At 58.6% G+C, this 14,888-nt stretch carries 7 protein-coding genes and 1 pseudogene; 7 read left to right on the top strand and 1 reads right to left on the bottom strand.

What is annotated here, in order from left to right; translation table 11 throughout:
- Both AB4Z53_RS33650 and AB4Z53_RS33645 read left to right on the top strand, forming a co-directional pair.
- Positions 1–438: anti-sigma factor family protein (locus AB4Z53_RS33650; RefSeq protein ID WP_441599710.1), on the top strand; the 438-nt coding region annotated here is incomplete at its 5' end.
- Positions 439–1,140: 702 nt separating this feature from the next.
- Complete coding sequence (locus AB4Z53_RS33645; protein WP_441599709.1) at positions 1,141–1,605, top strand: tyrosine-type recombinase/integrase; 465 nt, start codon at positions 1,141–1,143, stop codon at positions 1,603–1,605.
- Here AB4Z53_RS33645 and AB4Z53_RS33640 read toward each other — a convergent pair.
- Entirely contained in the window at positions 1,577–1,915 is a 339-nt protein-coding gene (locus AB4Z53_RS33640; RefSeq protein ID WP_441599707.1) for a recombinase family protein, read from the bottom strand. The two genes, AB4Z53_RS33645 and AB4Z53_RS33640, sit on opposite strands and share 29 nt — an antisense overlap.
- A 270-nt stretch (positions 1,916–2,185) precedes the next feature.
- On the opposite strand from AB4Z53_RS33640, the pseudogene AB4Z53_RS33635 reads away from it, so the two are divergent.
- The 5 genes and pseudogenes from AB4Z53_RS33635 to AB4Z53_RS33615 form a co-directional block, all read left to right on the top strand.
- Positions 2,186–2,578, top strand: a pseudogene (locus tag AB4Z53_RS33635) (very short patch repair endonuclease); the annotation flags it as partial.
- Between the two features lie 51 nt (positions 2,579–2,629).
- Positions 2,630–5,656 (top strand): hypothetical protein, encoded by a 3,027-nt coding sequence (locus AB4Z53_RS33630; protein WP_441599705.1) that lies wholly within the window; start codon positions 2,630–2,632, stop codon positions 5,654–5,656.
- Positions 5,625–11,096: a DEAD/DEAH box helicase gene (locus tag AB4Z53_RS33625; protein WP_441599704.1), complete on the top strand. Its 5,472-nt coding sequence runs from the start codon at positions 5,625–5,627 to the stop codon at positions 11,094–11,096. Before AB4Z53_RS33630 ends, AB4Z53_RS33625 begins: the two co-directional genes overlap by 32 nt.
- Positions 11,093–13,045: a DNA/RNA helicase gene (locus tag AB4Z53_RS33620; protein ID WP_441599702.1), complete on the top strand. Its 1,953-nt coding sequence runs from the start codon at positions 11,093–11,095 to the stop codon at positions 13,043–13,045. The genes AB4Z53_RS33625 and AB4Z53_RS33620 overlap by 4 nt, the downstream gene beginning before the upstream one ends.
- A 511-nt stretch (positions 13,046–13,556) precedes the next feature.
- Positions 13,557–14,885 carry a DNA cytosine methyltransferase gene (locus AB4Z53_RS33615; RefSeq protein ID WP_441599700.1) on the top strand — a complete coding sequence of 443 codons (1,329 nt, stop codon included), beginning with the start codon at positions 13,557–13,559 and terminating at the stop codon, positions 14,883–14,885.
- Positions 14,886–14,888 lie beyond the last annotated feature (3 nt).

Here is a 14,888-nt window from a genome sequence, read left to right as displayed (position 1 = left end):
AGCGAAACCACCAGCGATCTCGTGGCAAGCACCCACCACCGCAGCCTGCTTGCTGCAAGCCCGGTCGACATCGCCTCGTCCGATCGCCACACGGTAAAGCCTTGGCTCGACAACCGGATCGGTATTTCGCCGCCGGCGCCTGATCTGGCTGCGAAAGGCTTCTCGCTTGTCGGCGGCCGCGTCGACGTCATCGGTGGCAATGCCGTCCCGACACTCGTCTACCGCCACAACGAACATCTCATCACGGTGGTGGCGGAGCCGGCAGCGGCCGGGACTTCCGGCCCCCAAAGCAAACAGACCGACGGCTACAACATGGTGAGATGGACGAGCAGCGGCTTTAGCTACTGGGCGGTGTCCGATCTCGAACGCGCCGAACTGGATGGTTTCGTTGCGGACTACCGCACGGCCACCGGCGCGACGGCGCCGCCTGAATCGTGATGTATGATGCCTGCTCAGCACCACAGTGGCGATGAAGTCCGCTATTTGCGTGTAGGAGATGCGTCTTGGGCTGCTTTGCGGGCGCGGAGCCGCCTCTATATGCCGCTGAATGAGTGGCTACTTTGGAAAGCGGAAATCATTGCCGCTTACGAGCAATCCGCCAGGTCGCGACCTCGGGCCTCAGTCCACAGAGATTTGTAAAGAGGCGGGACGTTCGGCTCTATGCCTCTGAAAACTGGGTACCAGCGCCGCCCGCCCTGCGCAATGCAAAAGCGGCACGACTATCTGGAACGGCTTGGAGCTGGCGAGCTCGGGATGGAGGCCAAACAAGAAAGCTCCTCGCCGCTGATGCTGCGGCGCTTTTTGCGGCGTCTAGAACGGCAAAAGCCCCCGGTTTTTTTTGACACGGGGGCTTATTGTATTTGGAAGATTTGGTTGCGGGGGCCTGAGTCCACGGAGACTTGTACATTTCGACGTAAATGAGCAAGCAGATGCGGAAATAAATGCCCATTCGCGCATTTGAGCGCTTGGCCGCACTCTCTTAAACGCACGCAATAACCAATTTGGGGTCGGCGAACGAACCCGCTGCGCGGGAGGGCGTCTGCGCTTGAGGTAGAGGGCACAAGCTGTAGGTTGCGCGTTCATTGAACGTCGTCCGACAACGGCAGAGCATGACAGGCTTCTTCAACAAGGAGCCTGACCATGCAGTACCCTCATCTCGACGCGCCCGTGAGCCCGCTGCGCCAGCGGTTGATCGACGACATGAACATGCGGCGTTTCTCACGCGAAACGCAGCCCAACTATCTCCGCGACATCGGACGCCTGGCGACCTTTCTCGGGCGGTCACCTGACACGGCGAGCGCCGACGATTTGCGACGGTTCCAGATCGAGCAGCAGAACGATGGCGTTCCTGTTCCGACGATGAACAGCATCGTGTCGGCACTACGCTTCCTCTTCACCCAAACCCTCGACCGCCCGGACCTGGCGCGCAGGCTTGTCCGGCTGGCGCATCCGCGCAACCTGCCCGTGGTGCTGAGCCGCGACGAGGTTGCCCGGCTGCTCAATGCCACCACCTGCCTCAAGCACCAGGCAGCATTGTCGGTCGCCTATGGCGCCGGCCTACGTGTCGCTGAGGTCCCTATGCTGAAGGTCGCCGACCTCTGTTGACGCGGTACTCGCCCTTGTAGGTCGGGCTGGTCAGGAGGGCGTGCAGCGGGCCGATACCCCACCGCACGGCGCGCCGGGTGCGGTAGCCCCGTTCGTTAAGGTAGCAGGCAAGGGCTTTAACGCCGAGGGGGCCGCTCTTGCCATTGCCTTCGTGGATAAGCCGGAACATGAGCCGCACCACCTCTGCTTCGACGGCATCGATGGCGAGTCGTTTCTTGGTCTTTGCTCCCCGCTGCTCCGCAGCCACAATGGCGTATCCATAAGGCGCTGCCGCGCCATTCCAGAAGCCCTGCCGGGCATTCTCCTGCATGGCGCGGAGGACGTGCTTCCAGAGCCCGAAAAGTCTCAAATCTTTCGACGACGGACAGAGGAGCTCCGGACACTCCTTGCGGAAAAGCATCCGCAGACGGTTTGGGTTGGCGCGCGATGCCGTGGGCGAAGAATTCCACTACTTTCAGGTAGAGCGTACCCGCACGCCCAAAGTCCGGAACTTTGACGCACTCCTTGAAGAAGGCCTGATATAGGTTGACTACCTGATGTCACAAAAGGATCCCACGAGGGAGGTAGTGCGGGACACGCAAAACGTATGTCGCTTATACGGTCGAGGGACACCTCCCTCGAGCTCGCCCTGCGCAGCGCACTCCATCGCCGCGGCTTTCGCTATCGCGTCAACGATAAGCGCTTACCGGGTAAACCCGACCTAGTTCTTAAGAAGTATGGTGTCGTCATCTTCGTGCATGGTTGCTTTTGGCATCGGCACGAAGGCTGCTCAGTCGCGAACAAGCCCAAGTCAAATACTGCGTTCTGGACCGCGAAATTCGATAGGAACATCCAGCGCGATGCACAAGTGCAACATCGCCTAACTCAAATGGGATGGAAAGTTTGGGTCGTGTGGGAGTGTGGCTTAAATACCAAAGCCAAGGTCGAAGAGACCGCTGACAGGCTGCAGGCGATGCTATTAGTGATTGAATAGGCAGGGGCACTATGGTCTCGTAAGAAAATGCGCACTGACGAGGGGGGTGGTTTGAGCGCGACATATATACAGTATAACCATGCGCTCAACGAAATATTCTTCTCCGGGCGCTTTGCCTGGCGGCCGGTGTACCTGTCCCTCGATGCCCGCATGCGCCTTGAGCTCGCCGGAATGCTTGGTGAGGATGAAGAGGGGCTTGAAGAGAAGATCTGCCGCGTGGCAGGGCATGTGCTAGATAGGAGTGGTGACCCCTACGCGTCCATAAATGACCATGCGCGCATGTGGTGGATCAAGTCACGATCAGCTCCGCCTCCTTTTACTGCGTTGCTGTTCACCCTGTCCCATGCTGCTGCCCTCATGGCAGCGGAAGGCGACTTTGGGTCCAATAACTATTACTTGCGGCTGGCACAGGTCACGGGGCGCGAGCGGCAGGTACTAAGTTTTCACGGCAAGTCCACCGACCGACTTTGGGAAAGGCTGAACTCCTGGCTAGTGGAAAACAACTACGAGTTCGGTCGTCCCACCGCGGCAGCGATCAACAAATGGACATATGTCGGCAAAGCCCTGTCCCAAGTCGTTGTTCGCGCAGGCGATCGTGAGCTCTTCCATGATCTTTTTGCCCGGTACGGGTTCTCCGGGAACGAAAGTATCTCCCCTGATGAGATGCGCCACTACTTGGCGAACTGGATTCTAACGAGCAAGCCCAACCGACGCCTGAAGGCAGCTTGGCAAAAGCCTGAGCTCCAGCAGCGCGTGTGCGAGGCGGCGATTGCCGAGCTTTCACATTGGGGAAGTGCAGACGGCACGCCCGCAAAAGGCGCAATTTCCCTTGGCAAACGGTCGGTCAAGCTGTCATTGATCGCTAGCTTCGTGACGCGTTTCCCGCGGCCAACGATGTTGGACCTGCAGCTCGGAAGAACCGAGGAGCGAAATGAGCCTTTGCGGCCATTGTCGATTGAAGGTGCGCCCGGGCAAGAGTTCTCGCTTGCAAACGAAGATTTCGGCACCTTCGCGACGATCCTGCCGCGCCCGATAAGTGCAGATGGCCGCAGCCTAAGTCGGTCCTACAGCTTTGTAGTGCCCGGCCAGGAAACTAACCTTGATTGGCATCCACGGCTTGTCATTCCCTTGGCCAAGGCGAACGATGGGCCATATTGGATCGAAGTGGCGCGCGTCACGTTCGGCCAGCCTCATCTTATCCTCGTTCGGAATGTCAGCAGCTTCCCGAAAAAGGTCGAATCCTATCTCTCCGACGCTGCCTTGGAGATGCCTGCGAAGCTCACCTCGCAAGAGCTACCGGGCCTGCCTGCAGATTGGGTCTTGTACAAAGACGCAAGGCTCGGCCAACCATCGTCAACACCACCATTGGACCTAGATGCGCTAGTGCCGATTGGGGACGAAGGGGCACTGCTCGTTGAGGGAAGCTTCCAACTTGCGCGTGGGATCTTTCATTCACGCGCCAGCCTCGTCGCTAGTTTCCAGGCTTCCACCGGGCCCACGGAAATCTTCGCAATGCCCATGGGTGCGACGACAGGTGAAATCCTCCGCCGGGCCAAGGATGCCGGCAAAGCGTGCAGGCTTGAAATCCCCGCTGGAGCAGCCAAGGGACATTCGGGACTGCGGCTCGAAAGCCGCAAGGGCCCCGCTGTCGTGGCAAACACTGAAATCCTCTTGCGGGATGCCAACAATCCTCGCGCCCTCGATAGGCAAGGCCGGGATGCCCTAAGCTATGCGTCGATCATGTCTGCAGCTGGCCACGAGCAAAGCCCCGGGCAGGAAATCCCTATCCGGGTCGAAGGCATGCTTGCCGTAGGGGTCGACACGATGGACGATGACCTTGGGACATCGTCCATCGAAGGGGAATTGCCCACGGGAGATTGGGAGGAACCTCAAGATGCGAATCTTGCAAGCCCCATTCTCAACCATGTGGGAAATCAGACCTGCGCTGAACGCGGCTATCACATCTGGCTTTGCGAAACCTTGGAGCCCGGCAGGCCAAAAAAAACCCCGCTTAGGCAAGAGTGCAAGGACTGCGGCCAAGCCATCGTCGTGGTGGATCGTGGAAAAGCCACGGCGCGGGTCTTGGCGCCAAGCCTTCGTCCCTTGAAGACGTTTACGGGTATCGGCAGTCCCGACGCTTCCCGCATCGAACACGACCTGTTGCTTGATGCCCTATGCTTCCTTGGCACGGGCTCGTGGGGTCGGTTTGAGTCGCTACTGGCTGACAAGGTGGAGATGCCCTGGCAAGCGCGGGAAATTGCACAAAACTATTCCTTGTTGGGGCTGCTTGACATCGATCTGCGGCCTGGAACGAACATCGTGCACCGGTGGTCGATACCTCCATGCGCGGTTAGCTACATCGATGAAGAAACGGCGTTCCTCTCCGGGTTCCGCTGCCAGTCCCTGCTTGAATCTATCTTTTCTGCCGTGCGCAGAGCCGATGGGCAAATCGTAGAGGCGCGTCGTTCATTGGTGCCTGCACATATTGAGATCACCAACTTGTCTCCGGCAGCATTGTCACGCGCCTTGGAGGGCATAGCAGATCCCTTGGGGCGGTCTATATCGGTGAACCAATATCCGGGGCGGGAAATCGCGCGTGCGTGCCGGGAATGGAGCAATCTCGATTCTTGCTTGATACCAATCTCGATGGGGCGCCAAGCCAACTTGCAAGTCTTCAACTTGCAGACCGCGCGCTGGGATACGGTTAGCGCGATTAGCGCGCAGGGCGGTGCATATCGATGGAACGATGGCCGGCAGGCTTATGCCTTCGTCGAAGAAAGCGGACGGTCGCTAGCTGGTCCACACCAAGTCGTGAAACTCATGGCGGCACGCTCGCGACGGCGCAGGCTCCACGCCTACGATGCAAAAAAACAGGCGTTCCTTGCCACATTGGGGTGTGACGCTCCCGGTTTGCTGGGACGCGCCCTTGTTGCTTGCTCTGGCACATTGCCAGAAATTTCCGAAGGGTTGCTCAAATACAGCAATGTCGATCCCGCGACGGCCCGCCTTGTCCTAGATGCCCTGTACGAGAAAGAAGAAGCACGCGATGAAGCACGCTACGCCCACCAGCGTCATTGATTATGTGCGGGACGGATACCGCCGCTACTATGACAGCGCTTTCTGGATGCGAGACCCTGCCATCATGGCAGAGCGCCTCGCGATCCTGAATTCCTATGGCGTCATGGCGCAAGAACCGCTGGTAGAGGCCGTTCCCCAATATCCATCGCTTCGCCCCATCGAGGAGACCTGCCGGGAGGCTGGGCTTGATCCGCTTGTGGCGCGGCATCTCGCCCGCGTCGTATTCGGAAGCGATACCAGCATCAAACTGAGGGAGCACCAAGCGCAGGCCTTGCGCACCGGCACTGCCGGCGACGAAGAAGGGCGCTGTAATGTCGTCGTTACGTCAGGGACGGGTTCAGGCAAGACGGAATCGTTCCTCCTCCCGCTCTTGGCGCGCCTCATGCAAGAGCGCAGCAATGGCGTGGGCCCGGTCGAGCTTAACCCGTGGTGGGAAAAAGAACTGGGCACCGGTAATTCCCGCTGGCAGCATTCCCGTGATGGCATGGAGCCTTATGTGACGCCCGCCGTGCGGGCCATGGTGCTATATCCGACGAATGCGCTTGTCGAAGACCAAATCTCGCGCCTGCGGCAAGCGGCCGCGCGCGCCATGTCCATCCATGGGCAGCCGCTCTTCTACTTTGGACGCTACACAGGCGCGACCATCGGCTCGACTTGGGTCCCCCCAGAAACCCTAAAGGCTGCAGACCGCACCCGGATCAACGAAGTGGCCCGGGAAGTCAATCGCATCGCGCGCGAGGTCGTTGCCATTGAGCAGGCCATGCGGGCCGAAGGACGTAAGGACGACAACGTCCTTGAGATATGCAGCCAATTCCAAGATCCGCGGATTGGCGAAATGCTGACGCGATGGGACATGATTGCCGCGCCACCCGACATCCTCATCACCAACACCAGCATGATGAACATCATGCTCATGCGCGATGTCGAAGCCCCCATCTTCGACAGCACGCGCCAGTGGCTCCAGGACGATAGTGGCAACAAGTTCACGCTCATCGTCGACGAACTCCATAGCTACCGGGGCACGCAAGGGACCGAAGTGGCCCTTGTCGTGCGCAACATGCTCGATCGCCTTGGGTTGGCGCCGGATTCCCCGCAGTTGCGCTGTATTGCGACTAGCGCCTCGTTGGATGGCGAAGCCGGCAAGGATTATCTTGAGCAGTTCTTTGGCGTCCCGAGCCAGACCTTTGCCATCTATCCGGGCAACCCAAAGGTCTTCAACGTCCCGCTTCCGGTTGACTCAAGCATCCTTGAAAATAACGCAGCCGCCCTCGCTGGGGATGACAAAATTGCGGCCGACGCCGCACTTGCGGCCATATCCGGCCGCTTCTCGCCAAGGGAAGCGCTTGCCTCCGCGTGCCGCGTGGCGGGCCGGGCCATGGTTCTCAATCCCACGACCGGAAATCAAGAACCTGTCGTGCGTCCGGCACCGTTGTCGTCGATAGCGGATGCACTTTTTGGCAATGAGGAGAAGGTTAGTCTCCTAGAGCCGCTGTTCATTGCCGCAAAGATGGAAGGCCGCGGAACGTGGGAAGAACCAAAGCCTACCTTCCGTTCACATATGTTCCTTCGGCAGGTACAAGGCATCTGGGCTTGCTCAAACCCTGCCTGCACGGAGGTGGCCGCAGAGTACCGGGCGGAAGGGCGCAAGATTGGCCGGCTGTTCAAGGCGCCAGCCATGAAATGCAATTGCGGCGGGCAAGTCTTGGAACTGCTCTATTGCTATGATTGCGGAGAAGCCTTCCTTGGGGGGTTCGTGGTACCATCTACCGACGGGGCACTTTCTGGGCTTGTTTTCTTGGAGGCAACCAAGGCTGGTGAAGGTAACAGCAAGGCGAGTCAGGTCTTTGAGCGTACGCAAGATGAATTCCGGTGGTACTGGCCCGGTGGGAAATTGCCTGCTGGCGGTGCACGATGGACCCATCAATCACCGGGCAACAAGTCAATTTCTTTGCAGTTTGCCAAGGGGCGGTTCGATCCCTTCTCGGGGACACTGAACCGGGGTGAAGATGGCGGCGTGGTGTTCGAGGTGTCAGGCAGCCTTGCCGACAACGAGAAGGTGGCAGGCCTTCCAGAGAACTGCCCCTGCTGCGGCAGTTCTCGCTCGTTCTTCAACTCCCGGGACAAGAAGACATTCTTCAAGGGATCTGTCGAAACCCCGATCCGCGGGCTGCGCACCGGTTTGAACGTCACTACGCAGCTCGTCGCCGACCGCGTGATGTTTGCGACCAGCGACACCGATGATGCGGAAAAGATGATTGCGTTCACGGATAGTCGTGATGACGCCGCGGACCTTGCCGCTGGCTTGGAACTCCATCATTTCCGCGACCTCATCCGCCAGCTCATTTTCAAGGGCATCCAGCCACGACAGGTTCCTACCAGCGCTGAGATCGATGCCCTCGTGGGCAAGGATCCCGATTCTGATGCAGAAGTCCGCCGGATACTGGATGAAGCTGAACGGCGGACGCCTGGCATTTTCAATGCCGTGCGCGCCAACAAGTTCAATGCCGCGAGCTCCAGTGAGAAAGACCTTATCGCCAAGCACGACGCCAGTCTTTCTGCGAACGCGGTAGCATGGCCGTCCTTGCTCACGGCCATGCGTAACGAGCTCATAGCGCTCGGCCAAAATCCGGCGGGAACGGAGGCCAGCCGCACGAAATGGGGTGATGGGAATACGCCGTGGTGGCGCTACTTCGATCCTCCAAGTGATGAATGGGAACCACTAAACAACGACGTAGCCGCCGACGAACGGCGGCGGATCATGGGTTATTTCTCAACCCATCTTGCAAAGTCCCTGTTCGACAAGGCGGGGCGCGACATGGAATCAATGCGGATTGCCACGATTGAGGTTGACGCCAATGCTGGTCCTTCCCTTGGGCTAGACGAGCAAGTAGCAAGCGGCGTCTTAGCGAACGTCGTTCGCATCCTAGGGCATACGCGCCACTTTGCCGGTGAACGGACAAGAACCTCCACTAACGCGCCCCAGGCCGTTGCCGCATATATCGACAAAGTCTCCGGGTTGTTGAATCGCGATAAAGCCGAACTGGTCGCCACGATAGGCGATTTCCTCAATAGCCGTGGCATCATCAATGAGAATTGGCTGTTGCGGATGGACAACCATACGAACCTTCCCCTGAAGATCGTGCCGGCCGGAGAGCGCCCTCTATTCAGATGCGATAGTTGCTCGCGGCGCACCATGGCATTGCCGGTGAAGGCCTGTACGACACCCCATTGTATGGGGCACCAGTTCAGCCCCGTCCCCAATCCTGGCGAAGACTACTACAGCTGGGTTTCCCGTGAACCTGCCCATCGCCTTGCCGTGGCGGAACTGACAGGCCAGACAAAGCCCATGAGCGAGCAGCGCCGCCGGCAGAGGCTCTTCAAGGGCACGGCGTTCTTGGACAAGGAGAACGCAGTCACGCACGGGCTAGAAGCACTATCCGTCACGACAACCATGGAGGTCGGCGTCGACATCGGCTCCTTGAAGCTTGTCCTGATGGCTAACATGCCGCCCCAGCGCTTCAACTACCAGCAGCGAGTCGGTCGCGCAGGCCGTGCCGGCCAGGCATTTTCCTATGCGGTCACAATCTCCCGCGGTGCCGCGCACGACGATTACTATTTCAATAATCCAGAGCGCATGACGGGCGACGTCCCGCCGCAGCCGCAACTCGACCTCACGCGGCCAGAGATAATCAAGCGCGTCCTTGCTGCAGAATGCCTGCGCCGTGCATTTGAACAATTGGACCCCGGGCCGGTACGTAATGAAGAAAGCCTGCATGGCAATTTTGGCCGATCGGGGGAATGGCAAGGGACCTACCGCGCTCCCATTATCGAATGGCTCGCTGATGCGACCGACGTCGATTATGTAGCTGCGCGCCTTGCGGCCCACACTGGATTGGCGGGAAGGGAGCACGAGCTTGTGGATTACATACGCTCGCGCTTGCCGGGGGAAATCGATGAATGCGTGCAAGATACGCGATTCATCCAAGAAGAGCTTAGTCATCGCCTCGCGGTCGCTGGCTTGCTTCCCATGTTTGGGTTCCCAACTCAGGTGCGCAGCTTGTTTCGCGACGACTTCAAGGCCAGCAAGGTTGAGCAAACGGTCATAAGCGACCGTCCACTTGACCACGCCGTGTGGGCTTTCTCACCGGGTTCTGAAATCCCCAAGGACAAACAGCTCAATACTGCCAGCGGGTTCGTCTTTAAAAAGGACGGGTTCAAGGGCATTGAAAACCAGCCAGAACCGCTCGGGAAGCCGATGCCCTATACGCGGTGTACAAGTTCCTCGTGCGGTGCAATCGCACACGGCAGCAGCCAGACATGCGCTGTTTGCCAGCAGCCATCGCGCAACTTCCCGCTCTACCAGCCCAAGGGTTTCTTGGCAGCGTACAAAGCCAATGACTATGATGGACAGCGCCAGCGTGGCCCCGCGCTACCCCCGCCAGTACGGGCTTTCCCGCAGGAATATGGAGATCTTGCGTGCGGCCCCATGAAACTGGCCATAGGGCCAGGTCCCGTTGCAGTCGTAAACGACAATGGCGGACGCCTCTACGATTTCTATCAGGAGATCAATAATCGTGTTGCTGTCCGTGACCCTGATCTCTTCCGGGCGGCGGTGCCGTGGCCTGACCCCACAACGCAGCCGTTTGACAAAGGAGCTATCGGCGCGGTCTTTACGACGGATGTGCTGAGTTTCCACATCGCTGGTGCACAGGGGATTGGAAACCTTGGCGTGCTTGACGTGCGCGGCCAGCCTTCGGCGCGCGCGGCGATGGCATCATTTGCAGAGTTGGTGAAGCTATCCCTCGCGACTTCGCTTGACGTCGATCCTTCGGAGTTCCGTGTCGGCCGCCAGCCTCTGGCCGTCCCTGAGTGTGAGACGGAGCAGGTATTCGTCGCCGATGCCCTTGAGAACGGGGCCGGCTATGCAAGGTGGGCATCCGACCCGGGCCACATGGAGGGTGCCATAGTGGCATTCTACGCGAGCGTTGCCCCCAAGTGGGAGCATCCCCGGCATGCTGGTGATTGCGACCGTTCATGCCCCGATTGCCTTCGAAACTATGGAAACCGCTTCAGCCACGGGATGCTTGATTGGCGCTTGGCGCTCGATCTGGCTGACCTAGTCCTTGGCAACCCCATCAAGATAGAGAGATGGCTAGAGGGGGCGGAGGATCCATCAGTCGATTCCTTCCTACGGATTTGCGAGGGCGCAGGGCTTGCCGTCGAACACGATTTTAGCAGTGAGGGCTTGCCAATCTTGCGGTCGGGCAACCGGGCGCTCGTCCTTGGGCATCCCCTATGGCACACCCAGAATGGGTTGTTGCAACCACCTCAAATGTCAGCGCGCGATGAGCTGCGGGCCAGCGGCATAGAGCCTATCTTTGTTGATGTGCGGGATTTTGCAGCCCGGAGTGCTGCCTATTTCTTGAGGTTGCAGCCTTGATCGAACTTGTAGGAATCCCGGGAAGCCCTGAACATGATGCGGCGCTCGCCATCAAGCAGGCGTTTGTTCAAACATGGCCAGATATCGAGGTATCGCCAGCAGAAGACGACCTCATAAGGATCGCATCCAATGTCAAACTCTCTGGCCACAAGGTTAGTGACATAGACGTCGTTGTAATGGCGCGCCTAAGAAGCAAGCGCTACATCGTAACTAATACGGTAATTAACGACACCGACGGCAACCGCATCCTTGGTGGCCAAGTCCGTGTTCGCTCCTTCGTGTCCGCCATCGAAGTGAAGGACCATACGGCTGACGGTATGCAGATCGCTGCCGGCGGTGTCATGGTGCGCTATAATGGCAAATGGAAGAGCGCCACGGACCAAAATGAAGAGCAGCGCTATGCCTTGCTAGAGTATTTGCAAGGCACCACGAACGCCAATCCTTGGGTCTATCGCTGCTTGATGCTCAGGGGCATCGACCAATTGCCGAAGGTGCGAGGAAGGATCCACCCCTCGGCGGGAGCAGTTCCTGGGCAATTCACCGCGGCAAGCTTGCTCGTGGCGATGGCCGCCGTGAATGGTATTCCCAAGATGGGCAATGAGTATGTAATCCGGTCGGCAAATGACGAGGTCATGGAGCAAGTCATTGATGATGCGCTGCTCCTGCCCATGGTGCCCTCCGACCTTGACCGCAAGCGCATGGACCGCATCGCCGCGCGGCCGGCGGAAGCCCAAGAGCTTGCCGCCTTGCTGGGTGAACATCGCGTCCACCTCCGCGGCCATGGCGGGACAGGCAAGACCATCTTGCTCCTTCAGGCCGCTTACGAGGCCTATGTCCGCCACGGGAAACGGTGCTTGCTCCTCACCTACAATACGGCCTTGGCAGCCGATATTCAGCGGACGCTTGCGCTAATGAACATCCCTGCGGACGGTGAAGGCGGTGGCCTTGCCATCCGTACAGTCATGTCCTTCATGTTTTCGTGGCTTCGCAGGCTAGGTGTCGCCGGCGACGGGGAGTTGGATTTCTCAACCTACGACGCGAAATGCCGGGAAGCGCTGGACTACATCGACCAAGGCGCGGTGGGAGAGGCTGAGATTGAAGCGATAAAGGCCGAGGACTTCATCCAATTCGATTTTGATGTGGTCTTGATCGACGAGGCTCAGGATTGGCCACAAGCCGAGGCGGACCTGCTGTGCCGACTATATGGCGGCAACAGGGTTTCGCTTGCGGATGGTATGTCACAGCTTGTCCGTGGCAATCCTACCAATTGGAAGTCCTCGGTTATAGGTCAACCCAAGATTGGACAACGCCACCTGCAAGGTGGCTTGCGGATGAAGGCCAACCTCTGCTTCTTTGCCAATGCTTTGGCCGAAGAGGTCGGTCTTCCTTGGCGCGTGGACGTGAATCGCGATGCGCCCGGTGGGCGGGTGGTTGTCATCGAGAGAAGCTACTGTGACGCGCCCGACCTTCAGAGGGAGGTGATGGCCTCAGCACTAAAATCAGGGAACATGCCTTTAGACCTGCTTCACTGCGTGCCGCCATCTGGCGTCATCGACAAAGAGGGCTTTCGCATAAGCCGGCTTTCCCAGTCCTTCATGCGGCAGGGCTGGAGCGTCTGGGACGCGGTAGATGACCGTGTGCGTCGCCAATTCCCTCGATCGACGGAAGAGCTTCGTATCGTCCAGTATGAGTCATGCCGGGGCCTAGAGGGCTGGGCAACTGTACTGGAAGGGCTGGATGAATTCTGGGAGCTGAAGCGCTCACAAGCTCCGCGGGATTTTCAAGATGGTCTAGGGACCGGCTCTTCACCGGAAGCGATCGCCTGGCGTTGGTGCATGATACCCCTCACGCGCCCCATTGATACGCTAGTCATCACTTGCCCTGCCAACAGCGTGGTTGGCCAAGTGCTAGCGGCCATGCGGAAGAAGCTGCCGGATGTTGTCGCTTAACCAACATTCGGTACCCGCCTTCGAAACCTCCTACGGCTAACCGCCTTAAACTGGCTGCGGATTACCGTCGCATAATCACCGTCTGCCGCCAACAGCAAGGCGACCCCACCATGCGAGCCGTCTTTGCCAGGCTCATGCAGGAGACAGCCTCGTCCTCACCGATGCCGGTCATTAAACGGGCAACATCGGCGTTCGACCAGATTGAAGTTATTGCATTCTGAACCGCTACTCTGTCGCGGATAACGCCGTTGGCGAATGATGCGACCAAGCTTGTCGATCCAGATGTGGAGTGAGCTCGCGGTTTAGGGATTGCAGTGGTCTGCCTGCGCCTTGTTGATGTCTCAGCTAACTTTCCGAGCGCGAATCACCCAGACAATTTGTTACAATGCGGCTGAATCGATCACTCCTGGCGAGAAGACGACCATGAAACTGGCGAATTCTGATACTGCCGGTCCGGCGAAGCATGCAAATACTGCCGCCGGGAACCTTTTTCGCCAGCATGAGGCGCATGATGACTAAACTAACTTTCGCGGACCTCTTCTCGGGCTGTGGAGGACTTTCGCTGGGACTAACCCTTTCAGGGCTCCAAGGACGCTTTGCCATCGAGCGTGACGGCATGGCGTTCCGGACCTTCGCAACCAACATGTTGGAAAGGAAGGGGTCAAGGCGTTTTGACTGGCCTCGTTGGCTTGAGCAAAAGGCCTGGGACATCGAGGAACTGTTGGACCAACACCTGACAGACCTAAGGTCGCTGAGAGGCCAAATAGATATCCTTGCCGGTGGGCCTCCATGCCAGGGGTTTAGTTTTGCCGGGCGCCGCAACGAAGATGACCCGCGTAATCTTCTCTTCAAGAAATATGTCGAGATGGTCCAAGCCTTGCAGCCGCAGGCAATCGTCATCGAGAACGTCCCGGGAATGAAGGTCGTCCACACTCGTCGAAACGTCGTTGACCTTCAAAACCCAAACAGCGGAGAGAAGAAGCTGTCGTTCTACGACAAGCTGGTCGAAAGCCTCTTGGAGGCGGGTTACGTAGTCGAAGCTAAGCTCGTCGATTCGTCAACATATGGCGTGCCGCAGAAGCGGTCCCGCCTTATCGTCATTGGTGTCAAAAAGGATCTTTGCGAGTGGTTGGGCGGCGGGATTTCTCACGTGTTCCAGCTATTGGAGAACGCAAGGCTGGCCCAGCTCAAGGAGCTTGGACTGGGTGATGTCGTGACGGCCGCTGACGCTCTCTCGGACTTGGAGATAGATGGCCGCACGCTTTGCCCCACGACAGACCCGGAGTGCCCAAGGCGTTTTTTTGAAGCAAGCTATGAAGGGCCTACCACGCCCTATCAAGAGCTAATGCACTTTGGCCATGAAGGCCCGATGGACAGCATGCGCCTTGCTCGCCACCGAGATGACGTCCGCGAGCGGTTCGGGAAGATCCTTGCGGAATGCAGGCGTGGCGTCCGCATGAGCGATGCCAGCCGGAAAAGCTACAATTTGAAGAAGCACAGGATCTTCCCAATGGCTGGTCACGATCCTGCTCCCACGGTCACGACGTTGCCGGACGACATCTTGCATTATTCGGAGCCACGCATCCTGACAGTCAGGGAATATGCTCGCCTCCAATCCTTCCCGGATTGGTTCCACTTCAGGGGGAAGTACACCACCGGCGGAAAGCTTCGTACGAAGGAATGCCCGCGATACACTCAGGTAGGAAACGCAGTTCCACCCCTGCTTGCCCGCGCTATCGGCAACGCGTTGCAGCAAATGCTCGCGGAGGTATCCGAGGCGCGAGACCAATTTGCGCAGACGAGGCAGGCCGAAGCGCCGCCTGCGCTCGCAGTAGGATGACAT

Origin of the sequence: Ensifer sp. 2TAB8 (assembly GCF_052115125.1) — a bacterium.
GTDB lineage: Bacteria > Pseudomonadota > Alphaproteobacteria > Rhizobiales > Rhizobiaceae > Ensifer.
Note: the sequence above shows the minus strand (reverse complement) of the source record. Positions and strands in the feature narration are given on the sequence as shown.